Consider the following 25,589-nt stretch of genomic DNA (forward strand, 5'->3'; position numbering starts at 1 on the left):
CATGCGACTGCGTGTCCTCGACTTCGGCTTCCAGCCGGCCTATCGCTCCCAGGCGGTCTACCACGGCGTGGCCCATGCCATGGGACCGGATGACGACCCCGTGGTGACCCTGGTCAACCCCGAGGATCCCTACGTCTGCGTGGGCCTCCACCAGGATATCGGCCTGGAGGTGGATCAGGACTGGTGCCAGGAGCAGGGCCTGCCCATCATTCGCCGCCACGTCGGGGGCGGGGCGGTCTATCTGGATCGCGACCAGCTCTTCTTCCACTTCATCTATCCCTCCGGGAAGGCTCCGCGCTTCGTCGCGGACATCTACGTCCACTACATCGAGCCGGTATTGCGTACCTATCGCCGCTTCGGGATCCCGGCAACCTTCCGCCCCGTCAACGACATCCACGTGGACGGCCGCAAGATCGGCGGCACCGGGGCGGCCACCATCGGTGATGCCACGGTCATGGTGGGCAGCTTCATGTTCGACTTCGACGTGGAGTCCATGGCCCGGAGCCTGCGCGTGCCCTCGGAGAAGTTCCGGGACAAGCTGCGCTCCGGCATGGCCGACTACATCACCACCTTCCAGCGGGAACTGGGGGAACGGCCGGAGCGGGAAGCGGTGCGGGACACCTTCCTCGAGGAGGTGGCCGCCACCCTGGAGGTGACGCCGGAGCTGGATGAGCCGGGGGCGCAGGAGCAGGCGAGCATCACCGAGCAGGAGCACGAACTCCAGGACCCGGAGTGGACCTGGCAGCAGGGCCGCAAGTTCGTGGAGGAGGGCGTGAAGATCGCCGCCGGGACCCATCTCACCGAGGGGGCCCACAAGGCCGAGGGCGGGCTGATCCGGGCGCGCCTGCTGGAGAAGGACGACCATATCGCGGAACTCGGCCTCTCCGGGGATTTCACGGTCTTCCCGGAGGAGGGCATGGACGATCTGGCCAGGGCCCTGCACGACCAGCCCCTGGCAGAGGAGGCGTTAACGGCCGCGGTGGCGGAAGCAATGGATCGCCTGGGACTGGATATTCCCGGCGTGGGACCCGAGGATGTGGGAGCCGCCATACTCGCCGCGCTCCATCGCTGACGGAATGTCACAGCCCGGTTAAATCTCCCGGCCGGAGCGGATGCGCAACCGACCCCCAGGTTTGGCCCGCGAGAGGTCGGTGCTACTCTGGATGCATGCCGTTCCCCGCTCCCAGTGCCGTCGACCTCCTCGAAGAGGTGGCCTGCCCCCTGGTCCTCCTCGACCCGGCAGCGCGCATCCGTCACGTCTCCGAGGCTGCCGCCCGGCTCTTCCACGCCTCCGACCCCTCCCGGCTCGTCGGCGAGCTCATCGGGGACCTCCTCGAGTGTCCCCGGGGCGCCGGGACCGCCGAATGGCTGGAGGCGGGCGCCCGTCGATCCCTGCGCTGCACCGTGCGGGAGGCCTACGGGGGCTTTACCGCGACCCTGCGCGCGACCCCGCTGGGGCCCGATGAGGGCTGGCTGGTCAGCATCGGCGATGTCGCGGCGGCGGGCGGCGCCGCCGATCGCCTGCGTCTGGCCGATGCCGTCTTCGCCCATTCGGGGCAGGGGATCATGGTCACCGACGCGCGGGCCCGTATCGTGGATGTGAATCCGGCCTTCGAGGAGGTCACGGGGTACCGCCGGGACGAGGTTATCGACCACAATCCCAGTATCCTCAGCTCCGGCCGCCAGGGTCCGGCCTTCTACGCCGAGCTGTGGGGCCGACTCAAGCAACAGGGGCGCTGGGAGGGGGAGATCTGGAACCGGCGCAAGGACGGGACGGCCTATGCGGAGTGGCTGACCATCACGGCCGTCCCTGACGAGGCCGGCGAGGTGGTCAACTACGTCGGCGTCTTCTCCGATATCACCGCGGTGAAGCAGGACCAGGCCCGACTGGCGCGGATGGCCTACCACGACCCGCTCACCGGCCTGCCCAATCGCGCCCTCATCCTGGACCGCCTGGAGCACGCCCTGGCCGCTGCGCAGCGCGATGGTACCAACGTGGCGGTCATCTACCTGGACCTGGACGGTTTCAAGCCCATCAACGATGACCTCGGCCACGCCACCGGCGATGCCCTGCTGGAGATCCTGGCCCAGCGTTTCTCCATCTGTGTGCGCGGGGCCGATACGGTGGGCCGCATGGGTGGGGACGAGTTCGTCCTCATCCTGGAGGGGGTCCAGGGGCACCGGGGCGTGGAGCGCGTGGTGGCCTGCCTGCTGGAGTCGGCCAACGAGCCCGTGGAGGTGGAGGGTGTGGCCCTGCGGCTCTCGGCCAGCATCGGGATCCGCATGGTCCTGGACGGGTGGCAGGATCCCGAGGAGCTACTCGCCGAGGCGGATGCGGCGATGTACGAGGCCAAGGGCCGCGGCCGTAACCGGCGCCAGTTCTTCGCCCCGGGGATGAGGCGCAAGCCCTCCGCCCGTTCGGGGATGCAGGAAGGGGCGGAGCCCGGCGAATCCGGCGCCAGCTCGGCGTGACTCCCTGCGCGCTGTTACCCCCCGGCCTCCTGCGGGAGGATGCGCTGAAGTAGCTCCCGCCCGTCAATCGGCCGGGTGGCATCGATCCGGACCACGTCCTCGCCACCGTCTTCCGCCGGTGGTTCCCGTCGCTGGAGCTGGGCCTCCAGGACCGACGTATCCGCCTCCGAGGCGTCGCCCCCGGCCTCGGCCCGGGCGGTGATCCGCTCCCTCAGCACCGCCTCCGGTGCCTCCAGCTCAAGGACCGCGAAGGGCCAGCCGCGCCGCCGGGCCAGGGCGCGGAAGGGGGCGCGGCGGTCGGCGGTGAGGAAGGTGGCATCGACTACCACCGGCCAGCCGGCCTCCAGCAGCTCCTCCGCCCGGGCGAGGAGGTGTTCGTAGGTCCGCTCCGAGGCCGCCGCGGTATAGATCCCGGCATCCACCCCTGCTCCGGTCTCCGCGTCCGGCGGGAGTCCGTGGAGACGCTTGCGCTCCACGTCGGAGCGCAGGCGGATGGCATCGGTGGCGGCGACGAGGGCCCCGCTGGCGTGGCTCTTCCCGGAACCGGAGAGGCCGTGGGTAATGGCCAGCCAGGGCTGGCGGGGTCGGGTCAGGGTGTCCGCCAGCCCTAAGTATTCCTCCATCTCGGCCCGGGCCGCGTCCGCGGCCTCGCCCGTCTCCTGGTCGACCCGGATGGCGGCCACCTTGGCGCGGACCAGGGCGCGGTAGACCTGGTAGTAGTCGAAGACGGCCAGGCCGCTGAAATCGCCGGTATGCTCCAGGTAGCGGTTCAGGGCACGGCGACCGAGGTCCGGACGGCCGCGATCCCGGGTGTCCATGGCGAGGAAGGCGACCTCGTTCATGGTGTCGATCCAGTAGAAGGCCGGATTGAACTCGATGCAGTCGAAGGCGATGACCCGGCCCTCCACCCGGGCCATGTTCCCCAGATGGAGATCGCCATGGCACTCACGCACCGCGCCCTCGGCCCGGCGGCGGGCGAAGACGGGGGAGAGGCGGTGGTGGGCCTGCTCGGTCCAGGCGGTCACGGCCTTGAGGTGGGGGTGGCCCGGGTCGTCCGCATCCACCGTGCGGCGGAGAGTGGTCAGGTTGTCCCGCGCGGGCGCGGCGACGGCCTCGGGCGTTCCCCAGGTGGTGTCGTTGTCGGCCACCGCGGTCTCGGCGTGGTAGCGGGCCAGGCGCTCGGCGAAATCCTCGAGCTCGGCAGCCTCCAGGCGGCCGTCGGCCAGGGCGTGGTCCAGCCGCTCGGACTCGTCGAAGCGGCGCATGCGGACGCCGTATTCGAAGGCCTCCACGCCGTCCTCGTCGGGCCCCAGGACCGGGTCTTCCGGTTCGCCGCACAGGGTGATCACGGCCTCGTAGAGGTCCCCGGCCAGGGGCCGATTGCGGCGGAGCTCCTCGCGGCAGTAATACCGCCGCAGATGGAGGGCACTGAAGTCGACGAAGCCGAGGTTCACCGGCTTCTTGAACTTGTAGGCGTAGTCGCCGGCCAGAAGGACCCAGGAGATGTGGGTCTCGATGAGCTCCACCTCCTCCACCGGATGGGGGAAGCGGGCCGGTTCCTCCAGTGCCCGTAACCAGGCCGGGGTCTCGCTCATGGTGGGCTCCTGTGCGCATGGCTGCCTGACTGTACGTTGGGCCGGCTTGCCAGGCTTTGCAAGGGGCACGGCCGGGGGGTTAGAGTACTCAATCAATCTGTCAGCGGTGCGCCTGTGGGTGTCTATTCCGTGGATCGGCTGATGGGCGAGGCCCGTAGGCTGGCGGCCGAGTACCGCCGGGCCACGGGCAAGACCCTGCCCATCAGTAACGAGATCGCCATCTCCGATGCCGTCCGGCTGCTGGGCCTGGAGCCGGCGCCGGACGATGCGCCCGCCGGGACCGATGCCATTGGCACCGGCGCCTGGGAGGGCGAGGCCATCCAGATCAAGGCGCGTGCCCTCTTCGACGAAGGCAGGAGCAAGCCCCGTATCGGCCAGCTGGCGCTGGACAAGCCCTGGGACCGGGTCCTCCTGGTGCTCATGGATGCCAGCTACGAGACCGAGGAGATCCTCGCCGCCGACCGCGCCACCATCGAGGCGAGCCTGGCCGAGAAGCCCTCGGGCGAGAATCGCCGCCGTCGCGGCGCCATGTCCGTCGCCCGTTTCCGCATCCTCGCCGAACCGGTCTGGACCCGGGACGAGGGCCGGGTCCGGGACGAGGTCTGGGACAACCAGCGGGACGGCTGATGGACGACGCGGCAGTGGAGAGGGAGGACGCGCCGGGGCCCGTCGGCGCGCTGCTGGCGGCGGACGGCCCGCTGGCTGAACACATCCAGGGCTTCAATCCGCGCCCGGCGCAGCAGTCCCTGGCCGATGCCGTGGGCCGGACCCTGGCCGCGGGCGGCACCCTGGTCGCCGAGGCCGGCACCGGAACCGGCAAGACCTTCGCCTACCTGGCCCCCGCCCTGCGCCAGAGCGGGCGGGTCATCATCTCCACCGGCACCCGCCACCTGCAGGACCAGCTCTTCGGCCGCGACCTGCCCCTGGTGCGGCGCGCCCTGGGCGCGGCGGCCGATGTTGCGCTGCTCAAGGGGCGCAACAACTACCTCTGTCGCCACCGTCTGGCCCTGGCGCGCAACGTGGAGCGGGCGCCCCAGCCCCGGGCGCGGCTGGAAAAGGCCGCGCGCTGGGCCAATACCACCAAGAGCGGTGACCTGGCCGAGCTGGACGAGGTGGTAGAGGACGATCCGCTGATCCCGCGGATCACCTCCACCACCGATAACTGCCTGGGCCAGGAGTGCCCGGAGGTCAACGACTGCCACGTCCTCCACGCCCGGCGCCGGGCCCAGCAGGCCGATCTGGTGGTGGTGAACCACCACCTGCTGCTGGCCGACATGGCCCTGCGCGACGACGGCTTCGGCGAGATCCTCCCCACCGCGGATGCGGTGATCGTGGACGAGGCCCATCAGCTCCCGGACGTGGCCACGCGCTTCTTCAGTACCCGGGTGAGCAACCATCAGCTCCTGGAGCTGGCGCGGGACACTCGGGCCGCCGCGACCACCGAGGCCCCGGAGCGGGCGGAGCTGCCGGAAGCGGCCAGCGGCCTGGCCACCGCGGTGGAGGGGCTGGAGGCCGCCCTGGGCGAGCGGGACGCGCGCCGCCCCTGGGAGGAGGTCGCCGGCGACGCCGCCGTGACCAGTGCGCTGGAACAGCTGGAGGAGGCCCTGGGGGTGCTGGCCGACGAACTGACCCTGAACGCGCCCCGGGGCAAGGCGCTGGAGGCGGCCTCGCGCCGCGCCGACGACCTGCGCGAGGCGCTGGCCGCGGTCACGGCGGAGGATTCCCCCGGCGAGGTCCACTGGTACGAGCGCGGCGGCCGGACCCTGGCGCTCCACGCCACGCCGTTGGAGGTGGCCTCCAGTTTTCGTTACCACATGGCGCGCCACGGCGGCTCCTGGGTCTTTACCTCGGCGACCCTGGCCGTGGCCGGCCGCTTCGACTACTTCTGCGGCCGGCTGGGCCTGCGGGATGCCGAGACGGCGGTCTGGGAGAGCCCCTTCGACCACCGCCGCCAGTCCCTGCTCTACGTCCCCGAGGGCCTGCCCGACCCGCGCGCCGACGACTACCTGCCCCGGCTGCTGGAGAAGGTGGAACCGGTGCTCCAGGCCAGTGGCGGCCGCGCCTTCCTGCTCTTTACCAGCCACCGCGCCCTGGCCGATGCGGCGAAACGGCTGGAGGGGCGGCTTCCGTGGCCGCTCTTCGTCCAGGGCTCGGCCCCGCGCGGGCGTCTGCTGGAGCAGTTCCGCGAGGCCGGCAACGGCGTCCTGCTGGGGACCGGAAGCTTCTGGGAGGGCGTGGATGTGCGCGGCGAGGCGCTCTCCTGCGTGGTCATCGACAAGCTCCCCTTCGGCGCACCGGGGGATCCCGTAACCGATGCCCGGATCCAGGCGCTGCGCAACAACGGCGGCAATCCCTTCATGGACTTCCAGATCCCGGAGGCGGCCATCGCCCTCAAGCAGGGCGTGGGGCGACTCATTCGCGATGCCTCCGATTACGGCGTGCTGGTCATCGGCGATCCCCGCCTGGTGGAGAAGCCCTACGGCGGGCTCTTCCTCAACAGCCTGCCGGAGATGACGCGGACCCGGCAGGTGGAGCGGGTGGAGCGCTTCTTCCGCTGGCATCGGGGGGAGGGCGAATGACAACCCGGGTCCTGGCCCTGGAGGCGGCTACCGATGCCTGCTCCGTCGCCCTGTGGGCGGATGGGGTCGTGGCAGCGCGCCGGGAGATCGCCCCGCGTCGCCACGCCGAACTCCTCCTGCCCTGGGCCGAGGAGGTACTGGCCGAGGCCGGCTGGTCGCGGTCCTCGCTGGATGTCATCGCCTTCGGCCGCGGCCCCGGCGCCTTCACCGGCCTGCGCATCGCGGCCGGGGTGACCCAGGGCCTGGCCCTGGGCCTGGGCCGGCCGGTGGCGCCGGTCTCCACCCTGGCCGCCCTGGCGCTGGATGCCGGCGAGGCGGCCGGCTCGGCCGAGAGTCCCGTGCTGGTGGCCACGGCCCTGGATGCCCGGATGGGGGAGGTCTACTGGGCGCCGTGGCGGGTGGCCAGGGAGGCAGTCGCGCCACTGGCGGAGGAAGCAGTGAGCGCGCCGGAGGTGATCGGTGCGCCCGGTGAAGAGGGCCCCTGGATCGCCGCAGGCTCCGGATGGGGCGCGCATGGCGAGGCGCTGGCGGCCGTTCTCGGGGAGCCCGCGGCTATCGAGGCCGAGCGCCGTCCCGATGCCGCGGCGGTGGCCCGTCTGGCGAGCCGGGCGACCGAAGGGGCGGGGCTGGTCCCGGCCGCCGAGGCGGTGCCGGTCTATCTCCGGCCCTGGCGCCCCGGTACCTGATGCCGGCTCTCTGACCGGTCTTCCAGAACTCTTCCCGCAGTGCCTGGTTACCAGCTCGGCGGCCGGTAGGTCAGCCGCAGCTGGTAGAAGTTGATCCCGGGATTCGGGGTCCTGATGCGGGCGTTGGAGAGGTGCTGGATCATGAGGGCGGCATCCAGCCGATCCCCCGGCCCGAAGCGGATCCCCGCCCCGCCGTGGCTGCCGAAGTGGAATTCCGTGGAGAGCTCCCGGCCGGAGACCCGGGAGCGGGTGAGCAGCCGGATCCCGGTGCCGACCTCCAGATAGAATCCGGTCGCCTCCGACGGGTGCGCGCGCAGGGCCGCTACCAGCCCGAATTCATCCAGCGACGTCGCCGCCGTATCGCCGGCTCCATCCCACTCCCATTCGCCGACCTCCAGCACGTAGCCGGTCTCCAGCCCCCAGCCCCGCCAGCGATCCGGGATCAGGGGGACCGGCAGCGGCCCCGAGAGGCCGATTCGCCGGGCCTGCACGTCGGCGACGTTGGTGGCATCTCCAAAGTTGTCGGCCTTCCCCACGGACAGGGTGATACCGCCGGGGGCCAGATCGGCCCGGGCGGGCATCACCAGAAGCAGTGCCAGCAGGGCGAACCAGCGGGGCAGGGGCAGGTTCAGGGCGGGCATGATCGTCATCCAGCTCCTTTACTGACTGTACGGTTAGTCAGTTTAAGGGCTGAATGACCGATGGCAACCCCGGCTGTACCGGGGTTGCTACCGCCTCGGGAGAAAGGTCAGGTTCCGGGAACGTCCACGGTGTAGGGCAGTTCCAGCAGGTCCAGGCGCTGCCCTTCCACCTCCAGGGCCAGTGCCTCGTCGACCACCGCGATCTCCAGAACGGCCAGCAGCTCGCTGCCGCCATCGGGCAGGGGGGCGGACTGGACCACCCGACCTATCGCCTGCTCGCGATCCGGGGTATGGACCTCGGCGCCCGCCTCGGGGGCGGCATCCCCCTCGGTGCGGGCCCGATACATCCGCCGTTTGAGCTTGCCCAGGTACTGCATGCGGGCGACCACCTCCTGGCCGGGGTAGCAGCCCTTGCGGAAGCTCACCCCATTGATGGCGTGGAAATTCACCATCTGGGGGACGAAGGCCTCGGTAGTGGCGTCGGTGATGGTGGGGATCCCGGCCCGGACCTCGGTGAGCCACCAGGCGGCGGCACTGCCGGCAGCGGCCCCCTGGGCCAGTGCCTGCCAGGCCGCCGGGGCGCCCTCCGCCGACACCAGGGCCAGGAAGCGTTCGCCGGGGCCGGGGAGGCGAATGGCCGTCCCGGCGTCCCCGCGAACCAGGCCGTGCGCCTCGCCCGGCGCCTCGCCGAAGACGCCGGCCACCCGGCCACTGGCGCCGGGCCCGGCCGTGGCGATGAGGGCGGAATCATCGCTGATATCGGTGAGGGTGACGTCACTGCGTAACACGAACATCCGCAGCCGCTTGAGAACCGGCTCCATGCGCTCCCGGGGCAGGACCAGATAGAAGCCCCCCTCGCGCGGGATGACGCGGAAGGTCACCAGGATGCGGCCCTTGGGATTGAGCCAGGCGGCCAGGCGGCTGCCGTCCGCCGGCAGGTGCTGGACGTCGTTGGTGAGCTGGTTCTGGAGGAATTCGGCCGCCTCGCTGCCGCCCACCTCGATCACGCCGTACTCGGTGAGGGGGACGGTGAGGTCGTCCTCGGTCGCCGCCGGCTCCAGGCCGTCGGCCCCGTTGAAACCGGTGACCCTCTCCGCCTCGAAGGCGGCACCCTGTTCGCTCAGAAAGCTCTGCCAGTCGCCATTCATGGTCGCTCGTCCATCGGCCGGGGTCGCCGGGTCGGGGCCGCAATGGCCCTCTGCCCAGCGACGGGGAAACAGTGCTAGTATCGAGGCCTAAAATAGCATGTCCACCGCCGTTTACTCGACCGGGAGAGTCAGGAATGGCCCGAGACCCGCGGCCGCGCAATCTCGACCTGAGCACCGTCCATTTTCCGGTCCCGGCGGTGCTCTCCATCCTCCACCGCGGTAGTGGTCTGTTGCTGGTGCTGGCCATCCCGTGGCTGGCGTGGCTGCTGGAGCGCTCGGTGAGCGGCCCGGCCGGCTTCCGGGCCGTGGTCGACCACCTGGACAGCGCCCCGGCGCGGGTGGTGCTGGTCCTGCTGGCCTGGGCCCTGGCCCACCACCTCTTCGCCGGGATCCGTTATCTCCTCATCGATGTCGATATCGGGGTCGACCGTCCCCGGGCCCGCGCCAGCGCCTGGCTGGTGAATGCGGCCGGGGTCGCGGTGGGGCTGCTGGCCGTGGCGAGGTGGTGGCTGTGAAGGCCGATCACGCGGGCCTGCGCGCCTGGATGCTCCAGCGCCTCTCGGCGGTCTACCTCATCGGCTTCGTGGCGCTGTTCGGCGGGCGGCTGCTCTGGGCGCCGCCAGCGGATCACGCCGAGTGGGCGGGCTGGCTGGCGCGTCCGGGGGTGGCCACCGCCATCACCCTGGCCTGGCTGGCCCTGGCGGTACACGCCTGGATCGGCGTGCGCGACATCACCATGGACTACCTCCATTTCACGGCCGCCCGATTCATTCTGCTGGTGGCGGTGGCATTCGGCCTGCTCTGGCTGGGCGTGCACCTGGCGGCCATCCTCGCCTCCATCCCCGCGGGAGGGACCCCATGAGCATCACCCGACGCCGCTTCGACACCCTGGTCATCGGCGCCGGCGGGGGCGGCCTGCGCGCCGCGCTGCAGCTGGCCGAGGCCGATGCCAACGTCGCCGTGGTCTCCAAGGTCTTCCCCACCCGCTCCCACACCGTGGCGGCCCAGGGCGGGGTGAATGCGGCCCTGGCCAACGTCCTCCCGGACAACTGGCACTGGCACATGTACGACACCGTCAAGGGTAGCGACTTCCTGGGCGACCAGGACGCCATCGAGTACATGTGCCGCGCCGCCTCCCACCTGGTGGTGGAGCTGGAGCATGCCGGCGTCCCCTTCTCGCGGCTGGACGACGGCCGGATCTACCAGCGCGCCTTCGGCGGCCAGAGCCAGGACTTCGGCGGGGCGCAGGCGGCGCGGACCTGCGCGGCAGCGGATCGCACCGGCCACGCCATCCTCCACACCCTCTACCAGCAGAACCTCCGGGCCAAGACCCACTTCTTCGACGAATACTTCGCCGTGGACCTCCTGCGGGATGCCGAGGGGGTCATCGTCGGCGCCCTGGCCCTGGAGATCGAGACCGGCGAGCCGGTGGTCATCGAGGCCAAGACCACCCTGCTGGCCACCGGTGGGGCGGGCCAGATCTTCCGCACCAACACCAACGCCCACATCAACACCGGTGACGGCCTGGCCATGGCCCTGCGCGCCGGGATCCCGCTGGAGGACATGGAGTTCTTCCAGTTCCACCCCACCGGGATCGCCGGCCGCGGCATGCTCATCACCGAGGGGGCGCGCGGCGAGGGCGGTTACCTGGTAAACCGTGAGGGCGAGCGCTTCATGGAGCGCTACGCCCCGCATGCCAGGGACCTGGCCAGCCGCGACGTGGTCTCCCGCGCCACCGCCACCGAGGTGCGCGAGGGCCGCGGCTGCGGCCGTGCCGGTGACCACGTCCACCTGCGCATCGACCACCTGGGCGAGGCGACGGTGGCCGAGCGGTTGCCGGGCATTCGCAGCACCTGCCAGACCTTCCTGGGCATCGACCCGGCCTTCGAACCCATCCCCGTCTTTCCCACCGCCCACTACACCATGGGCGGCATCCCCACCGACCGCTACGGCCAGGTGGTGGTCCCGGTGGGCGAGGGGGGCGAGGAGGCCATCCCCGGCCTCTATGCCGCCGGCGAGTGCGCCTGCGTCTCCGTCCACGGCGCCAACCGCCTGGGCGGCAACTCCCTGCTGGACATCGTCGTCTTCGGCCGGGCGGCGGCCAACCACATCCGTGAATACCTGCAGGAGAACCGCTACCACCGCCCGCTGGAAGAGTCCGAGGTGGAGCAGGCCCTGGCGCGGCTGCAGCGCTGGGATCGGACCGGCGAGGGGGAGAGCGTGCCCGCCCTGCGCGCCGAGCTGCAGACGGTCATGGAGCGCCACTGTGGCGTCTTCCGCAACCAGGACGTCCTGGACGAGGGGGTGGTCGCCGTCCGCGAGCTGCGTCGGCGGCTGGAGGATGCCGTTATCGGCGACACCGGCTCGGTCTTCAATACCGCCCGGATCGAGGCCCTGGAGCTGGAGAACCTCATGGATGTCGCCCTGGCCACGGTGGTCTCCGCCGCCGGCCGCACCGAGAGCCGGGGCGCCCACAGCCGCACCGATCACCCCGAACGGGACGATGAGCACTGGCTGCGCCACAGCCTCTTTTCCCTGGAGGGGGAGGCGCTGGACTACAAGCCGGTGCGGACGCGGCCGCTGTCGGTGGAGAGCTTCCCGCCCCGGGCGCGCGTCTACTAGGCAGGTGCGTCATGACCAGAGGCTCAGCGGAAACGGAAAAGGCCAAGGCGGTGATGGTGAGGCTGGGGGCTCAGGGTGTCGCGCGGCATGGATGCCGCGCGCAAGCCTACAGGGAGGTATTCACGGCGTCCCTGAGCCCCCAGCCTCGCCATCACCGCCCCAGATGGAGATCGCCCGGCCGGCGACCCGGAGGCAATGACGATGCGTCTTACACTCTACCGCTACGACCCGGAACGGGACTCGAAGCCGCGCACCGAGACCGTGGAGGTGCCCACGGAGCCCGGGATGATGCTCCGGGACGCCCTGCTGCGCTACAAGGAGCAGGACCCGACCTTCACCTTCCGCCACTCCTGCGGCGAGGGCGTCTGCGGCTCCGACGCCGTGAATATCAACGGCACCAACGGCCTCGCCTGCATCACCCCGGTGGCCGACCTGCGCGAGCCGGTGACCGTCCGACCCCTGCCGGGGATGCCGGTGATCCGGGATCTCGTGGTGGACATGGAGCCCTTCTACGCCCAGTACCGCGCCGTGGAGCCCTGGCTCACCGTCCACAACCCGGAACCGGAGGTGGAATACCGCCAGTCCCCCGAGGAGCGGGCGGAACTGGACGGCCTCTACGAGTGCATCCTGTGCGGTGCCTGCTCCACCGCCTGTCCCTCCTTCTGGTGGAACCCCGAATCCTTCCGCGGGCCGGCGGCGCTGCTCCAGGCCTGGCGCTTTATCAATGACAGCCGTGACCAGGCGGCGGAGCAGCGTCTTGCCGCGCTGGACGGACCCTATCGGCTCTTCCGGTGCCACACCATCATGAACTGCGTGGAGGTCTGCCCCAAGGGACTGAACCCCACGGCCGCCATCGGCCACATCAAGCAGCGCATGGTGAAGGAGAACCTCTGAATGGAGGCGCCGGAACGGGCCCGACTCCTGTGGCAGTGCCGGCGGGGCATGCGGGAGCTGGATCTGCTCCTGCAGGCCTTCGCGGAGGCCGAGATCGAGGGCCTGGATGCGGCCGAGAAGGCCGCCTTCGAGGGCCTGCTGGCGCGGCCCGATGCCGAACTGGCCGAACTCCTGCTCGGGGCCAGTGAACCCATGGACGGGACCACCGCCGATGTCGTCGCCCGGATACGCACCGCCGCTCGTCCTTGAGATCGGTCCCAGCCGCCGGCTCGCGCTCGCCCTGGCCGGCCTCTACGGGCTCGCCATCGCAGCGCTCACGGCACTGACCCTGCTCCCCCTCGTGCGGGTGGCCATCGCCGTCGGTCTGATCCTCTCCCTCCGCCGCGAATGGCGCCTGCACGCGGGCCGCAGCCACCCGCAGGCCATCACCGCCCTGGCCTGGACGGTCGACGGTCTGCGGGTGCGCACCCGAACGGGGCGCTGGTGGACGGCGGTGCAGGAGCCGGGCGGGCTGGTGACCCCGGCGCTGGTCGTTCTGCCGCTGCGGTTGCCGGAGGCTCGGCGCGGGTACCGCCATCGAGGCCTGGTCCTCGCCGCCGATGCCACACCGGCCCCGGCCCATCGGCGGTTGCGCCTGCGGCTGCTGAACCCCTGAGCCTCAGTCGTCGGGATCGACCCCCAGAGTCACGCGACCCTCCACGGCGAGGGCGCGGTCGGGGATGAGAATGGTTTCCCCGGGCGTGCCCTCGGCGCGCGGCTCGGGGTGGTCCCGGGTGAAGTGGAGACCGCGGCTCTCCCGGCGAGCCATGGCGCTGGCAATGATGAGATCGGCCACGGTGGCCAGGTTCCGCAGCTCCAGCAGGTTGCCGTTCACCCGGAAGTGGCCGTAGTACTCCTGGATCTCCGAGCGCAGGAGATCGGCCCGGTGGCGGGCCCGCTGGAGCCGTTTGTCGGTCCGGACAATGCCCACGTAGTCCCACATAAACCGGCGCAGCTCATCCCAATTATGGGTGACCACGATCTCCTCGTCGGAGTCGGTGACCCGGGACTCGTCCCAGGGGGGCAGGGCCGGCGGTTCTGGTAGCTGTCCCAGCCGCCGGACGATATCGTCGGCTGCGGCCCGGCCAAAGACGATGCACTCCAGCAGGGAGTTGCTGGCCATGCGGTTGGCGCCGTGCAGCCCGGAGCAGGTGACCTCGCCGGCGGCATAGAGACCGGGGAGATCGGTCCGTCCGGCCAGGTCCACCATGACCCCGCCGCAGGTGTAATGGGCGGCGGGAACCACCGGCAGCGGCTCCCGGGTCATGTCGAAGCCGAATTCCAGGCAGCGCTGGTGGATGGTGGGGAAGTGCTCGGTGATGAATTCCGCCGGCTTGTGGCTGATATCCAGCAGGACGTAGTCCACACCCAGCCGCTTCATCTCGTGGTCGATGGCCCGGGCGACGATGTCCCGGGGGGCCAGCTCGCCGCGCTCGTCGAAGCGGTGCATGAAGGGGGTGCCGTCGGGAAGCAGCAGCCGGCCCCCTTCGCCGCGCACCGCCTCGGAGATGAGGAAGTTGCGCGCCTCGCGGTGGAAGAGGCAGGTGGGGTGGAACTGGTTGAATTCCATGTTGGCCACCCGGCAGCCGGCGCGCCAGGCCATGGCGATGCCGTCCCCGGAACTGAGATCCGGGTTGGTGGTGTAGAGGTAGGTCTTGCTGGCGCCGCCGGTGGCCAGGACCACGCTTCGCGCGGCCATGGGCCGGACCTCGCCGTCGGCACCGAGCACGTAGGCGCCCCGGACACCGGGTTCGCCGCCGCAACGGTGGTGGGTGATGAGGTCCACCGCCATGGCATGCTCGTGGATCTCGATGTTCGGCGCCGCGCGGACGCGGTCTTCCAGGGTGGTCTCGATGGCCCGGCCGGTGGCATCGGCGGCGTGGAGGATCCGCCGGCGGCTGTGCCCACCCTCGCGGGTGAGGTGGTAGGTGTTGCCGTCGTCGCCTACGGTGGTAAAGGGAACCCCCTGGTCGATGAGCCAGCGCACCGCCTCGGGGCCGTGTTCCACCACGCGTTGCACCGTGGCGGGATTGCACAGGCCGGCCCCGGCGGTGAGGGTGTCCTCGATGTGCTGCTCGGCCGAGTCGTCCTCCGCCAGGACGGCGGCGATGCCCCCCTGGGCCCAGAGGGTGCTGCCCTCCGCCAGGTCGGCCTTGGCGAGTACGCCCACCCGGAGTTCGGTCGGCAGACGCAGGGCGGTTGTGAGCCCGGCGGCCCCGCTGCCGATGATCAGGACGTCGTAACTGGACTGCGGGCTCTGCATGTTGGCGGATGACCCCTCTGCCGCGGCTGCGCTATGATGGGCATTTCGGAATTCCGTGCCCACCAGGGGTCCCAGAGTAGCCGAATGGCCGTGTCCGACGCGAATATCATCGCCCGCTTGTCCTGCGCCGCCCGTGGAGCGCGCCGGGGAGGGCCGGGCCATGTCTGAGGCCCGGAGCGATGCCGAGCTGGTGGAGCGCGCCCGCAACGGAGACACGGCGGCCTTCGACGCCCTGGTGCGCAAGTACCAGCACAAGATCACCAAGCTCGTGGGCCGCTATGTGGATGACCACGCCGAGGTCCTGGATGTTACCCAGGACGCCTTCATCAAGGCCTATCGCGCCCTGGACCGCTTCCGGGGCGACAGCGCCTTCTACACCTGGCTCTACCGCATCGCCATCAATACCGCCAAGAACCACCTGGTGGCCCAGGGGCGGCGTCCGCCGGGCAGCGATGTGGACGTGGACGACGCCGAGCAGATCGCCGGCTACGGCTCCTTCAGCGACAGCGGGACGCCGGAACGCATGGCCCTGCGCGACGAGATCGAGCAGACCGTCTTTGATGCCATCGAGGCGCTGCCGGAGGACCTGCGGACCGCCATCACCCTGCGTGAACTGGAGGGGATGAGCTACGAGGAGATAGCCGCGGCCATGGATTGCCCCATCGGAACCGTCCGTTCCCGGATCTTCCGGGCGCGGGAGGCCATCGAGAACCGACTGAAACCTTTGTTGTCGTAGAAGATGACGGGTAGAGAGAGGGTCGTCGAGCGCGACCGGGAAGGTAACCGCATGATACAGGACAAGGGCGAAGCGATTTCGGCGCTGGTGGATGACGAGGTCACCTCGCGCGAGGGGGGTTCAGCGGTGGACGCGCTCCTGGCTGACGAGGAGATGGCGGGGCGCTGGGAGCGCTACCACCTCATCCGGGATGCCATGCATCACAATCTCCCGGAGCATCCGGAGACGGAACTGGCTGCCCGGATCCGGCAGCAGCTGGAGGCCGAACCGACACCACTGCGCCCGCGCCGGCGGCCCGACTGGAGTCACGTGGGGCGCCAGGCCGCCGGCCTGGCGGTGGCCGCTTCGGTGACGGTAGCGGTCTTCCTGGGCTTCTGGCAGGGGCCGGGGCCGGCGAATCCCGGCGGCGAACCGCCGCTTTCCGCCGAGGTCGGCACCGGCGCGGGGTCCGGTGTGGCGGACCCGGGCTTCTCCCGGGTCGCCAGTGGCTCGACGGCAGAGACCACCGCGGAGGCCACCCGGGAGAGGGCCGGCGCGAGCCTGGAGCGCTACCTGGTCAATCACAGCGAATTCGCGGGCTCCAGCAGCATGCACGGCATGCTCCCCTATACCCGCGTCGTGGGCGGTGGTGAGGTCCGGGCGGTCCATGAGGGGCGCTGAGTACTTTTCCCGGGCGGGGCGCGGCCTGCTGGCCGCGCTGTTGCTTGCAGGTGCTGGTCCGGCGGTGGCCGAGGAGGGCGCTGGCCTCTGGCTGGAACGGATGTCGGATGCCCTGCACGAACTCCGCTACGAGGGGGTCTTCGTCTACCAGCACGGTGACCGCCTGCGCGCCATGCGGATCCTCCACGATACCGACAGTACCGGGGAGCGGGAGCGACTGGTGGCCCTGGACGGCGTCCAGCGGGAGGTCATCCGCAACGATGACCAGGTTACCTGCATCCTGCCCGACCGGACCTCCTTCGTACTGGAGCGCCGCGCTCCCGGGCGCACCTTCCCCCCGGTCATGCCCCATCGCGATGCCCAGCTGGATCGCCACTACGCCTTCGAACTGGGGGAGCAGGGGCGGATAGCCGGACGCACCACCCAGGAGGTGCGCCTGGAGCCGCGGGATGACTTCCGTTACGGCTACCGCTTCCATCTCGATGACGCCACCGGGATGCTCCTGCAGTCCGAACTGGTGGACGGCGACGGCGAGGTGGTGGAGCGGTTGATGTTCACCTCCATCGAGTTCCGCGACCGGATCGACCCCACTGCGCTGGAGCCGGGAATCGAGGGGGAAGAGTTCATGTGGTACCAGCACGGCCGGGAGGGGGCTCCCTCCTTCCCCGGTGAGCCGCGCTGGGAGGCCACCTCCCTGCCGCCGGGTTTCGAGCGCGAGGACTATCGGCGCCACCGGGCCGGGGAGGCGGGGACGCCGGTGGAGCAGCTGGTCTTTTCCGATGGTCTGGCCTCGGTTTCCGTCTTCATGGAGCCGGCTGGCGCCGTGTCAGCGCCGTTGCGTGGCCACTCCAGCCGGGGCGCCGTGAATGCCTATGGCCGTGGCGTGGGGGATACCCGTATCACCGTGGTCGGCGAGGTGCCGCGCGCCGCCGTGGAGCGCATCGCCAGGGGCATGCAGCGCCGGGAGGATCCATGATCGAGGAGCAGGCGCGAGTGGTGGGCCGCGAGGACCAGCGCATCCGGGTAGAGGTGGAGCGCCAGTCCACCTGTGGGCAGTGCTCGGCCCGCCACGGGTGTGGTACCGAGGTGCTCAGCCGCTATCTCGGTCGCCGTCCGGTCCAGCTGGAGCTGGAGGACACTACCGGGGCCCAGCCGGGGGACCGCGTGGTCCTGGGTATCGCCGAGGCGGCCCTGGTGAGCGGCTCGGCGGCGGTCTACCTCGCTCCGCTGGCCGCGCTGGCCGCCGGTGGACTGGCCGGCGAGAGCCTGGGGGGCGAGGTCGGCTCCATCGTCGGTGGCCTCGCCGGGCTCACCGCCGGCCTGTTGTGGCTGCGACGCCACGGCCAGCGCCTCGCGCGCGACCAGCGTCTGATGCCGGTGGTCCTGCGGCGCCTGCCCGCCGGGGAGGCGCCGGTCCAATTCCATTCCATGAATCGGGGCTGATGCCATGTCGATGAACGCACGGATCCTCCGGGTGGCGGCCCTGGCGCTGGTCACCCTCTTCCTGGTGGGCACTGCCGCCGCCCGCTCCGGCCTCCCGGACTTTACCGAGCTGGTAAAGGAGCAGAAGGACGCCGTGGTGAACATCTCCACCACGCAGAAGGTCGAGGGCGGCATCCCCGGCATGCCGCCGGGGATGGAACTCCCCGAGGGCGGCCCCTGGGACGACCTCTTCCGCCGCTTCTTCGGCGAGAACGGGGCGCCGCGGCGGGAGTTCGAGACCACCTCGCTGGGCTCCGGCTTCATCATCAGCGCCGACGGCTACGTCCTCACCAACCACCACGTGATCGCGGAGGCGGAGAGCATCCGCGTCCGCATGAGTGACCGCAGCGAGTACGAGGCCGAGGTGGTGGGCTCCGACCCGCGCAGTGATATCGCCCTGCTCAAGGTGGACGCCGAGGGGCTGCCCACCGTGGAGATGGACGACAGCGGCACGGTGGAGGTCGGCGAGTGGGTGATGGCCATCGGCACCCCCTTCGGCTTCGAGCACTCGGTCTCCGTGGGCGTGGTGAGCGCCCTGGGACGCAGCCTCCCCAACGACGCCTACGTCCCCTTCATCCAGACCGACGTGGCCATCAACCCCGGTAACTCCGGTGGGCCGCTCTTCAACCTGGACGGCGAGGTCATCGGGATAAACTCCCAGATCTACAGCCGCACCGGCGGCTACCAGGGGGTCTCCTTCGCCATCCCGGCCGACGTCGCCATGGAGGTGGTCCGGGACCTGCGCGAGGACGGGCGGGTGACCCGCGGCTGGCTCGGGGTCCTGGTCCAGGATGTGGATCGCGAACTCGCGGAATCCTTTGGCATGGAGCAGGCCGCGGGCGCCCTGGTCGCCCAGGTGGTCCCGGAGGGGCCCGCCGCCGAGGCGGGCCTGAAGCCGGGGGATGTGATCACCGAGTTCAACGGCGAGCCGCTGCCCGAGTCCGGCTCCCTGCCGCCCCTGGTGGGTCGGTCCGCACCCGATGAGGAGGCGACGCTCACCGTGCTGCGCAATGGCGAGGAGCGGGAGATCGAGGTGACCCTGGGCGAACTCCCCGAGGAGAAGGAGATGGCGCGCGCCCACGGGGGCGGGTCGGGCAAGCCGGATTCGGCCTCCAAGGGGGCCGACCGCCTGGGTCTGCGGGTGGAACCGGTCCCGGGGCAGCTGCGCCAACGGCTGGAGATCGAGGGCGGTGTGGTCATCGCCGATGTCGAACGCGGCCCGGCCGCCCGCATCGGTCTGCGCCGCGGCGATGTCATCTCCATGATCGCCGGCGAGCGGATCCGGGGCGTGGACCATTTCCACGAGGTGGTCACGGGACTGGAGGCCGGCCGGCAGGTGCCGGTGCTGGTCCACCGCGGGCAGGGGCCGCGCTTCATGGCCCTGGAGGTACCCGAGGCGGAATGAGCGAACTCCTCTTCTACAGCCGCAACGGCTGCCACCTCTGCGAGGCCGTGGAGGCGGAGATAGCCGGCCACGCCGCGGCGGCCGGCCTGACCTTTCGCAAGGTGGACGTGGATACCGACGCCGCGCTCATGGAGCAGTTCGGGGTGCGCGTGCCGGTGGTGGTCCACGGCGAGACAGTGGTGGACGAGGGCCGGGTGGAGCCGGCCCGGGTGCGGGATTATCTGGCGACGGCCGTTGGGTTAGAATGATCGTTTCCATTCCGCCGGCCGGCGGACGCAATCCGGTAGTCCCATGACCGCACAGTCGCACATCCGCAACTTCTCCATCATCGCCCACATCGACCACGGGAAATCGACCCTCTCGGATCGGATCATCCAGCTCTGCGAGGGTCTCACCGAGCGGGAGATGCGCGAGCAGGTCCTGGACTCCATGGACCTGGAGCGCGAGCGCGGCATTACCATCAAGGCGCAGAGCGTCACGCTGGACTACACCGCCGCCGACGGCGAGACCTACCGCCTGAACTTCATCGATACCCCCGGCCACGTGGACTTCTCCTACGAGGTCAGCCGTTCCCTCTACGCCTGCGAGGGCGCGCTCCTGGTGGTGGATGCCTCCCAGGGCGTGGAGGCGCAGAGCGTCGCCAACTGCTACACCGCCATCGACCTCGACCTGGAGGTCATCCCGGTGCTCAACAAGATCGACCTCCCGGCGGCGGATGCCGATCGGGTGGCCCAAGAGATCGAGGAGGTCATCGGGATCGAGGCGGCGGATGCCCCCCAGGTCTCCGCCAAGACCGGCATCGGCATGGAGGAACTCATGGAGCGGCTGGTGCGGGACATCCCGCCGCCGGCCGGTGACCGCGAGGCGCCGCTCAAGGCGCTCATCGTCGACTCCTGGTTCGACAACTACCTCGGCGTGGTCTCCCTGGTCCGGGTCAAGGAGGGCCGGCTGCGCAAGGGCGACAAGATCACTGTCATGTCCACCGGGCGCAGCCACCAGGCCGACCGCATCGGGATCTTCGCCCCGCGCATGAAGGATACCGAGGTCCTGGAGGCGGGCGACGCCGGATTCGTCATCGCCGGCATCAAGGACATCGACGGCGCCCCGGTGGGCGATACCATCACCCATACCTCGCGCCCCGCCGAGGAGCGCATCCCCGGCTTCCAGGAGGTCAAGCCGCGGGTCTTCGCCGGCCTCTTCCCGGTGACCACCGACCAGTACGAGGAGCTGCGCGACGCCCTGGGCAAGCTGCGGCTCAACGACGCCGCGCTCTTCTACGAGCCGGAGGTCTCCGACGCCCTGGGCTTCGGCTTCCGCTGCGGCTTCCTGGGCATGCTCCACATGGAGATCATCCAGGCCCGGCTGGAGCGGGAGTACGACATCGACCTCATCACCACCGCACCCACGGTGGTCTTCGAGGTGGAGACCCTGGAGGAGGAGGTCATCTACATCTCCAACCCCTCCGACCTGCCGCCGGCGAACCAGATCCTGGAGATCCGCGAACCCATCATCGAGGCGACCATCCTGGTGCCCCAGGAGCACGTGGGCGCGGTGATCACCCTCTGCGTGGAGAAACGCGGGGTGCAGAAGAACATGCTCTACCTGGGCAACCAGGTCCAGATGGTCTACGAGATGCCGCTCAACGAGGTGGTCCTGGACTTCTTCGACCGGCTCAAGTCGGCCAGCAAGGGCTACGCCTCCTTCGAATACGACTTCCGCCGCTTCCAGGCCGCCGACCTGGTGAAGACCGACATCCTCATCAACAACGAGCGGGTGGATGCCCTGTCCACCATCGTCCATCGGGACCAGGCGGAGAGCCGGGGCCGGGCGGTGGCCGAGCGCATGAAGGACCTCATCCCGCGGCAGATGTTCGAGATCCCCATCCAGGCCGCCATCGGCAGCAAGATCATCGCCCGGACCACGGTGAAGGCCATGCGCAAGAACGTCACCGCCAAGTGCTACGGGGGGGACGTCAGTCGCAAGCGCAAGCTCCTGGAGAAACAGAAGGAAGGCAAGAAGCGGATGAAGAGCGTCGGGAGTGTGGATATCCCCCAGGAGGCCTTCCTGGCCGTGCTGGACACGGGAGGCTCCAAGGACTCATGAGCCTCGATTTCCCGACCCTGCTGGTCCTGGCCACCGCCGTCACCGGTGCCATCTGGGCCATGGATGCCGCCTGGTGGGGGCCGGCCCGCCGGGCGCGCGCCGAGGAGGCCGCCCGGGCCGGCAGCGATGCCGGGACGGTACAGCGCATCCAGCGCCAGTCCACGGTGGTGGAGTACGCCCGCTCCTTCTTCCCGGTGATCCTGGCGGTGCTGGTCCTGCGCTCCTTCGTGGTGGAGCCCTTCCGCATCCCCTCCGGCTCCATGATGCCGACGCTGGTCACCGGCGACTTCATCCTGGTGAACAAGTATACCTACGGCCTGCGCCTGCCGGTCCTGCATACCGAGATCGCGGATTTCGGGGACCCCGGGCGCGGGGACGTCATGGTCTTCCGCTATCCCGAGGACCCCAGCGTGGACTACATCAAGCGGGTGGTCGGCGTCCCCGGGGATACCATCGAGTATCGCGAGCGCCGCCTCTACATCAACGGCGAGCGCGTGGAGATGGACTACCAGGGTCGCTATGACGAGGGTGGGGCGGGCAGCTCCATGACCGGTGCCCGGGTCTACCGGGAGCAGTACGGTGAGGGGCTGGACCACGAGATCCTGCTCGAGGAGATCGGCAATAACCGCGAGGTCCGGACCCGGGTGCCGGAGGGGCACTACTTCGTCATGGGGGACAACCGGGACAACAGCCGGGACAGCCGCTACTGGGGGTTCGTGCCGGACGATCACGTCGTGGGACGGGCCTTCCTCATCTGGATGAACTGGGATTCCGTGGACGGCTCCATCCGCCTGGAGCGGATCGGGGGAGGGATCCAGTAGATGGCCGCTGACGTCGCCACCCTGGCCCGGCGGCTGGGCCACGAATTCACCGATACGGCGCTACTGGAGCGGGCCCTGACCCATCGCAGCAGTGGCAGCGCCAACAACGAGCGCCTGGAGTTCCTGGGCGATTCGGTACTCAACTTCGTCATGAGCTGCGAGCTCTACGAGCGCTTCCCCGAGGCCAACGAGGGCGAGCTCTCGCGCTTGCGTGCCCTGCTGGTCAAGGGCGACACCCTGGCGCGCCTCGCCCACGGACTGGGCCTGGGGGACTACCTGCGCCTGGGGTCCGGCGAGCGCAAGAGCGGCGGCCAGCGGCGCAATTCCATCCTTGCCGACACCGTGGAGGCCATCATCGGCGCCATCTATCTCGACGCAGGCCTGGAGCGGGCGAGCCAGGTCATCCATGCCCTCTACGACGGGGAACTGGACGAACTCCCACCGCTTTCCCGCCTCAAGGACCCCAAGACCCGGCTGCAGGAATATCTCCAGGCCCGCGGCCAGGAACGGCCGAGCTACGAGGTGGTCCGGACCAATGGCAGCCACCACGAACAGAACTTCGAGGTCGCGTGCCGCGCGGCCTCGCTGGCGGAGCCGGCCATCGGAACCGGCGCCAGCCGGCGCAAGGCGGAGCAGGCGGCGGCCGAGGCGGCCCTGGAGAGGCTGGAGGGATGAGCGAAGAGAGCTTCCGTACCGGCTTCGTCGCCCTGGTGGGACGGCCCAACACCGGCAAGTCCACGCTGCTGAACCACCTCATCGGGGAGAAGATCTCCATTACCTCCTCGCGCGCCCAGACCACGCGCCACCGCCTCACCGGGGTCAAGAGCACCGACGAGGCGCAGCTCCTCTACGTCGATACCCCCGGCATGCACAGCGGCGGCAAGAAGGCCGTGAACCGCTACATGAACCGGGTGGCGCGCAATGCCGTGCGCGACGTCGACGTGGTGGTCTGGGTTGTGGAGGCCCTGCGCCTTACCGAGGAGGACGAGGCGGTGCTGGAGGCGCTCAAGCACGCCGAGGTCCCCGTGGTGCTCGCCGTGAACAAGGTCGATCGGGTCCGCGACAAGCCCCGACTCCTGCCCTTCATGCAGGATCTCACAGCGCGCCGAGAATTCGCTGCCGTGGTCCCGATCTCCGCGGAGAGCGGCGAGAATGTCGACGCCCTGGAGGCGGAGATCGCGGCCCAGCTGCCGGAGGGGCCGCCGCTCTTCCCCACCGACCAGCTCACCGACGCCACCGAGCGCTTCCTCGCCGCCGAGCTGATCCGGGAGAAGCTCACCCGGCGGCTGGAGCAGGAGCTGCCCTACGTCCTCACCGTGGCCATCGACGAATTCCGCGAGGAAGAAGAGCGGCTGAACATCTCGGCCACCATCTGGGTGGAGCGGGAGAGCCACAAGGGCATCGTCATCGGCCGCGGCGGCACCGTGCTCAAGGAGGTGGGCCAACGGGCACGCAAGGACATGGAGCGCCTGTTCGACGACCGGGTCCACCTGGAGCTGTGGGTGAAGGTGCGCGAGGGCTGGTCCGACGACGAGCGGGCCCTGAAGAGCCTCGGCTACCGCGACGATGACTGACCGGGCGGCGCTGGAGCCGGTCTTCGTCCTCCACCGCCGCCCCTGGGGCAACACCAGCCTCATCGTCGAACTCTTCAGCCGCCACCAGGGCCGCCTGGGTGCCGTGGTCCGGGGTGCGCGGCGCGGCCGCAGCCCGCGGGCCGCTCTGTTGCAGCCCTTCCATCCCCTGCTGGCCAGCTGGTCCGGTCAGGGCGACCTGGCCACCCTGGGCACGGTGGAGGCGGCAGGGCGCGGTCTCGGACTGGCGGGGGAGGCGAGCCTCATGGGACTCTACCTCAACGAACTCACCGTCCGGCTCACCCATCGCCACGACCCCCACGAGGCGCTCTTCGACGACTACCTGGCGGCCCTGGCCGGACTGGCCGAGACCCCGGGAGAGGCGGTCCTGCGCCGGTACGAGTACCGGCTCCTGATCCACCTGGGCTACGCCCCGCCGCTCACCGTAGAGGCCGATACCGGGGCCGACGTCCAGCCCGGGGCCGAGTACTGGTACCATCCGGGGCAGGGGCCGCGGCGCATCGCCAGCGGTGGCCCGCGGGTACCCGGGGCGGCCCTGCTGGCGCTGGCCGCCGACGACCTCGACGACCCGGACCATCTGCGTGCCCTCAAGCCGCTCATGCGCGCGCTCCTCGCGGAGCATCTGGGGGACCGCCCGCTGGCCAGCCGGGAACTCTTTCGTCGCCGACCGCAAACGGGAGAAGGGGAGTAATGGAGACCGACATCCACCTGGGCGTGAATATCGACCACGTGGCCACCCTGCGCCAGTCCCGGGGGACGCGCTTCCCCGATCCGGTGCAGGCCGCCTTCGCGGCGGAGCAGGCGGGGGCCGACAGCATCACCGTTCACCTGCGCGAGGACCGGCGCCACATCCAGGAGCGGGACGTGGAGATCCTCGCCTCCACCCTGGCCACGCGCATGAACCTGGAGATGGCGGTCACCGAGGAGATGATTGCCATCGCCGAACGGATTCGGCCCGCAGATTGCTGCCTGGTTCCGGAACGTCGCCAGGAACTCACCACCGAGGGCGGACTGGATGTCGCCGGGCAGCCGGAGCGGATGGCGGACGCCTGCCGACGGCTGGCCGCCGCCGGCATCCGGGTGTCGCTGTTCATCGATCCGGAGCCGGAGCAGGTGGCCGCGGCGGCCGCAGCCGGGGCCCCGGCCGTGGAGATCCATACCGGCGCATGGGCGGACGCCCCGGATGCCGAGGCGGCCCGGCGCGAGTTCCAGCGCGTGGAGCGCGCCGTGGAGGCGGGGGCCGCGGCCGGGCTCGCCGTCCATGCCGGCCACGGTCTCAACTACCACAACATCGAGCCCATTGCCGCGCTGGACCCGGTCCGGGAGCTCAATATCGGCCACGCCATCATCGCCCGGGCGATCTTCACCGGCCTGGAAGCGGCGGTGGCGGAGATGAAACACCTCATGCGCGCGGCCCGGCCGTGATCTTCGGCGTCGGCACCGACCTGGTGGAGATCGCCCGGCTGGAGCAGGGGGTCGAGCGCTGGGGGCGACGTTTCGCCGAACGGATCCTTCACCCCTCCGAGTTCGAGGCCGTCGGTGAGCAGGACCCCTCCGGCCGTTTGCTGGCCAAGCGCTTCGCCGCCAAGGAGGCGGCCGTGAAGGCCCTGGGGACCGGCTTTACCGGCGGTATCGGGCCCTGCGACATCGCCGTGGAGCACCACCCTGGAGGACAGCCGCGCCTGGTCTTCCACGGCGTGGCCCGCCAGCGGCTGAAGCTGCGCCGTATCCGGCGCAGCCACCTCTCTCTCTCCGATGAGCGCACCCACGTCAGCGCCTTCGTGGTACTGGAGGGATAGCGGTTCATTCCGGGCCAGCTACTGCGCCCACGTGCCCCCTGAACAGATATAT

Annotated in this window: 28 protein-coding genes; 24 read left to right on the plus strand and 4 right to left on the minus strand. The window is 70.2% G+C overall.

The window, feature by feature from the left end; translation table 11 throughout:
• Position 1 precedes the first annotated feature (1 nt).
• The gene (locus BM272_RS01785) at positions 2-1,072 is read left to right on the plus strand and encodes a lipoyl protein ligase domain-containing protein (protein WP_093427034.1); all 1,071 of its coding nucleotides are present in this window, start codon (positions 2-4) and stop codon (positions 1,070-1,072) included.
• A gap of 95 nt (positions 1,073-1,167) precedes the next feature.
• Entirely contained in the window at positions 1,168-2,472 is a 1,305-nt protein-coding gene (locus BM272_RS01790) for a diguanylate cyclase domain-containing protein (protein ID WP_093427035.1), read from the plus strand.
• Between the two features lie 14 nt (positions 2,473-2,486).
• Here the strand turns inward: BM272_RS01790 and BM272_RS01795 are convergent, their stop codons facing one another.
• Complete coding sequence (locus BM272_RS01795; protein ID WP_093427036.1) at positions 2,487-4,067, minus strand: bifunctional aminoglycoside phosphotransferase/ATP-binding protein; 1,581 nt, start codon at positions 4,065-4,067, stop codon at positions 2,487-2,489.
• A gap of 141 nt (positions 4,068-4,208) precedes the next feature.
• On the opposite strand from BM272_RS01795, the gene BM272_RS01800 reads away from it, so the two are divergent.
• Genes BM272_RS01800 through tsaB form a run of 3 tightly spaced genes read left to right on the plus strand, consistent with a single transcriptional unit; the run spans position 4,209 to position 7,332 of the window.
• Complete coding sequence (locus BM272_RS01800; RefSeq protein ID WP_205407724.1) at positions 4,209-4,694, plus strand: hypothetical protein; 486 nt, start codon at positions 4,209-4,211, stop codon at positions 4,692-4,694.
• On the plus strand, positions 4,694-6,646 hold the full coding sequence (locus BM272_RS01805) for a DNA repair helicase YoaA (RefSeq protein WP_093427038.1): 1,953 nt from the start codon (positions 4,694-4,696) through the stop codon (positions 6,644-6,646). The genes BM272_RS01800 and BM272_RS01805 overlap by 1 nt, the downstream gene beginning before the upstream one ends.
• Positions 6,643-7,332 (plus strand): tRNA (adenosine(37)-N6)-threonylcarbamoyltransferase complex dimerization subunit type 1 TsaB, encoded by a 690-nt coding sequence (gene tsaB / locus BM272_RS01810; protein WP_093427039.1) that lies wholly within the window; start codon positions 6,643-6,645, stop codon positions 7,330-7,332. Before BM272_RS01805 ends, tsaB begins: the two co-directional genes overlap by 4 nt.
• A 47-nt stretch (positions 7,333-7,379) precedes the next feature.
• Here the strand turns inward: tsaB and BM272_RS01815 are convergent, their stop codons facing one another.
• Together BM272_RS01815 and ygfZ are read right to left on the minus strand one after the other, a co-directional pair.
• Positions 7,380-7,982: an acyloxyacyl hydrolase gene (locus BM272_RS01815; protein ID WP_093427040.1), complete on the minus strand. Its 603-nt coding sequence runs from the start codon at positions 7,980-7,982 to the stop codon at positions 7,380-7,382.
• 98 nt (positions 7,983-8,080) lie between these two features.
• On the minus strand, positions 8,081-9,121 hold the full coding sequence (ygfZ, locus tag BM272_RS01820; RefSeq protein ID WP_093427041.1) for a CAF17-like 4Fe-4S cluster assembly/insertion protein YgfZ: 1,041 nt from the start codon (positions 9,119-9,121) through the stop codon (positions 8,081-8,083).
• Positions 9,122-9,255: 134 nt separating this feature from the next.
• Here ygfZ and sdhC point away from each other — a divergent pair, with 134 nt between their 5' ends.
• The 6 genes from sdhC to BM272_RS01850 all read left to right on the plus strand — a co-directional run bounded on the left by sdhC (position 9,256) and on the right by BM272_RS01850 (position 13,292).
• Positions 9,256-9,636, plus strand: a complete 381-nt coding sequence (gene sdhC / locus BM272_RS01825) for a succinate dehydrogenase, cytochrome b556 subunit (RefSeq protein WP_093427042.1) — start codon at positions 9,256-9,258, stop codon at positions 9,634-9,636.
• Positions 9,633-9,983, plus strand: a complete 351-nt coding sequence (gene sdhD / locus BM272_RS01830; protein WP_093427043.1) for a succinate dehydrogenase, hydrophobic membrane anchor protein — start codon at positions 9,633-9,635, stop codon at positions 9,981-9,983. Before sdhC ends, sdhD begins: the two co-directional genes overlap by 4 nt.
• On the plus strand, positions 9,980-11,743 hold the full coding sequence (gene sdhA / locus BM272_RS01835) for a succinate dehydrogenase flavoprotein subunit (protein WP_093427044.1): 1,764 nt from the start codon (positions 9,980-9,982) through the stop codon (positions 11,741-11,743). The genes sdhD and sdhA overlap by 4 nt, the downstream gene beginning before the upstream one ends.
• Before the next feature lie 201 nt (positions 11,744-11,944).
• On the plus strand, positions 11,945-12,637 hold the full coding sequence (locus BM272_RS01840; protein WP_093427045.1) for a succinate dehydrogenase iron-sulfur subunit: 693 nt from the start codon (positions 11,945-11,947) through the stop codon (positions 12,635-12,637).
• Positions 12,638-12,886, plus strand: a complete 249-nt coding sequence (locus tag BM272_RS01845) for an FAD assembly factor SdhE (protein ID WP_093427046.1) — start codon at positions 12,638-12,640, stop codon at positions 12,884-12,886.
• Positions 12,849-13,292: a protein YgfX gene (locus BM272_RS01850; RefSeq protein WP_093427047.1), complete on the plus strand. Its 444-nt coding sequence runs from the start codon at positions 12,849-12,851 to the stop codon at positions 13,290-13,292. Before BM272_RS01845 ends, BM272_RS01850 begins: the two co-directional genes overlap by 38 nt.
• Positions 13,293-13,295: 3 nt before the next feature.
• On the opposite strand, the gene nadB is transcribed toward BM272_RS01850, so the two are convergent.
• Positions 13,296-14,939, minus strand: a complete 1,644-nt coding sequence (gene nadB / locus BM272_RS01855; RefSeq protein ID WP_093427048.1) for an L-aspartate oxidase — start codon at positions 14,937-14,939, stop codon at positions 13,296-13,298.
• A 160-nt stretch (positions 14,940-15,099) separates the two neighbouring features.
• Between nadB and rpoE the strand changes: the two genes are divergently transcribed.
• Genes rpoE through acpS form a run of 13 tightly spaced genes read left to right on the plus strand, consistent with a single transcriptional unit; the run spans position 15,100 to position 25,537 of the window.
• Complete coding sequence (gene rpoE / locus BM272_RS01860) at positions 15,100-15,675, plus strand: RNA polymerase sigma factor RpoE (protein ID WP_093427049.1); 576 nt, start codon at positions 15,100-15,102, stop codon at positions 15,673-15,675.
• A gap of 51 nt (positions 15,676-15,726) precedes the next feature.
• Positions 15,727-16,335 carry a sigma-E factor negative regulatory protein gene (locus BM272_RS01865; RefSeq protein ID WP_159432989.1) on the plus strand — a complete coding sequence of 203 codons (609 nt, stop codon included), beginning with the start codon at positions 15,727-15,729 and terminating at the stop codon, positions 16,333-16,335.
• Positions 16,322-17,311 (plus strand): MucB/RseB C-terminal domain-containing protein, encoded by a 990-nt coding sequence (locus tag BM272_RS01870; protein ID WP_093427051.1) that lies wholly within the window; start codon positions 16,322-16,324, stop codon positions 17,309-17,311. Before BM272_RS01865 ends, BM272_RS01870 begins: the two co-directional genes overlap by 14 nt.
• Positions 17,308-17,778: a SoxR reducing system RseC family protein gene (locus BM272_RS01875; RefSeq protein ID WP_093427052.1), complete on the plus strand. Its 471-nt coding sequence runs from the start codon at positions 17,308-17,310 to the stop codon at positions 17,776-17,778. Before BM272_RS01870 ends, BM272_RS01875 begins: the two co-directional genes overlap by 4 nt.
• 4 nt (positions 17,779-17,782) lie before the next feature.
• On the plus strand, positions 17,783-19,222 hold the full coding sequence (locus tag BM272_RS01880) for a DegQ family serine endoprotease (RefSeq protein WP_240307974.1): 1,440 nt from the start codon (positions 17,783-17,785) through the stop codon (positions 19,220-19,222).
• Positions 19,219-19,470 (plus strand): glutaredoxin family protein, encoded by a 252-nt coding sequence (locus tag BM272_RS01885; RefSeq protein WP_093427054.1) that lies wholly within the window; start codon positions 19,219-19,221, stop codon positions 19,468-19,470. Before BM272_RS01880 ends, BM272_RS01885 begins: the two co-directional genes overlap by 4 nt.
• A gap of 43 nt (positions 19,471-19,513) precedes the next feature.
• The gene (gene lepA / locus BM272_RS01890; protein WP_093427055.1) at positions 19,514-21,325 is read left to right on the plus strand and encodes a translation elongation factor 4; all 1,812 of its coding nucleotides are present in this window, start codon (positions 19,514-19,516) and stop codon (positions 21,323-21,325) included.
• A complete protein-coding gene (gene lepB / locus BM272_RS01895; RefSeq protein WP_093427056.1) occupies positions 21,322-22,146 on the plus strand; it encodes a signal peptidase I in 825 nt (274 codons plus the stop codon). Before lepA ends, lepB begins: the two co-directional genes overlap by 4 nt.
• Positions 22,147-22,821 carry a ribonuclease III gene (gene rnc, locus BM272_RS01900; RefSeq protein WP_093427057.1) on the plus strand — a complete coding sequence of 225 codons (675 nt, stop codon included), beginning with the start codon at positions 22,147-22,149 and terminating at the stop codon, positions 22,819-22,821.
• A complete protein-coding gene (gene era, locus BM272_RS01905; RefSeq protein WP_093427058.1) occupies positions 22,818-23,720 on the plus strand; it encodes a GTPase Era in 903 nt (300 codons plus the stop codon). Before rnc ends, era begins: the two co-directional genes overlap by 4 nt.
• The gene (recO, locus tag BM272_RS01910) at positions 23,713-24,429 is read left to right on the plus strand and encodes a DNA repair protein RecO (protein ID WP_093427059.1); all 717 of its coding nucleotides are present in this window, start codon (positions 23,713-23,715) and stop codon (positions 24,427-24,429) included. Before era ends, recO begins: the two co-directional genes overlap by 8 nt.
• Positions 24,429-25,163, plus strand: coding sequence for a pyridoxine 5'-phosphate synthase (gene pdxJ / locus BM272_RS01915; protein WP_093427060.1), 735 nt, complete (start codon positions 24,429-24,431; stop codon positions 25,161-25,163). The genes recO and pdxJ overlap by 1 nt, the downstream gene beginning before the upstream one ends.
• The gene (acpS, locus tag BM272_RS01920; RefSeq protein ID WP_093427061.1) at positions 25,160-25,537 is read left to right on the plus strand and encodes a holo-ACP synthase; all 378 of its coding nucleotides are present in this window, start codon (positions 25,160-25,162) and stop codon (positions 25,535-25,537) included. The genes pdxJ and acpS overlap by 4 nt, the downstream gene beginning before the upstream one ends.
• The last annotated feature ends 52 nt before the right edge of the window (positions 25,538-25,589 follow it).

Source organism: Thiohalospira halophila DSM 15071, from assembly GCF_900112605.1.
Classification (GTDB): Bacteria; Pseudomonadota; Gammaproteobacteria; order Thiohalospirales; family Thiohalospiraceae; genus Thiohalospira; species Thiohalospira halophila.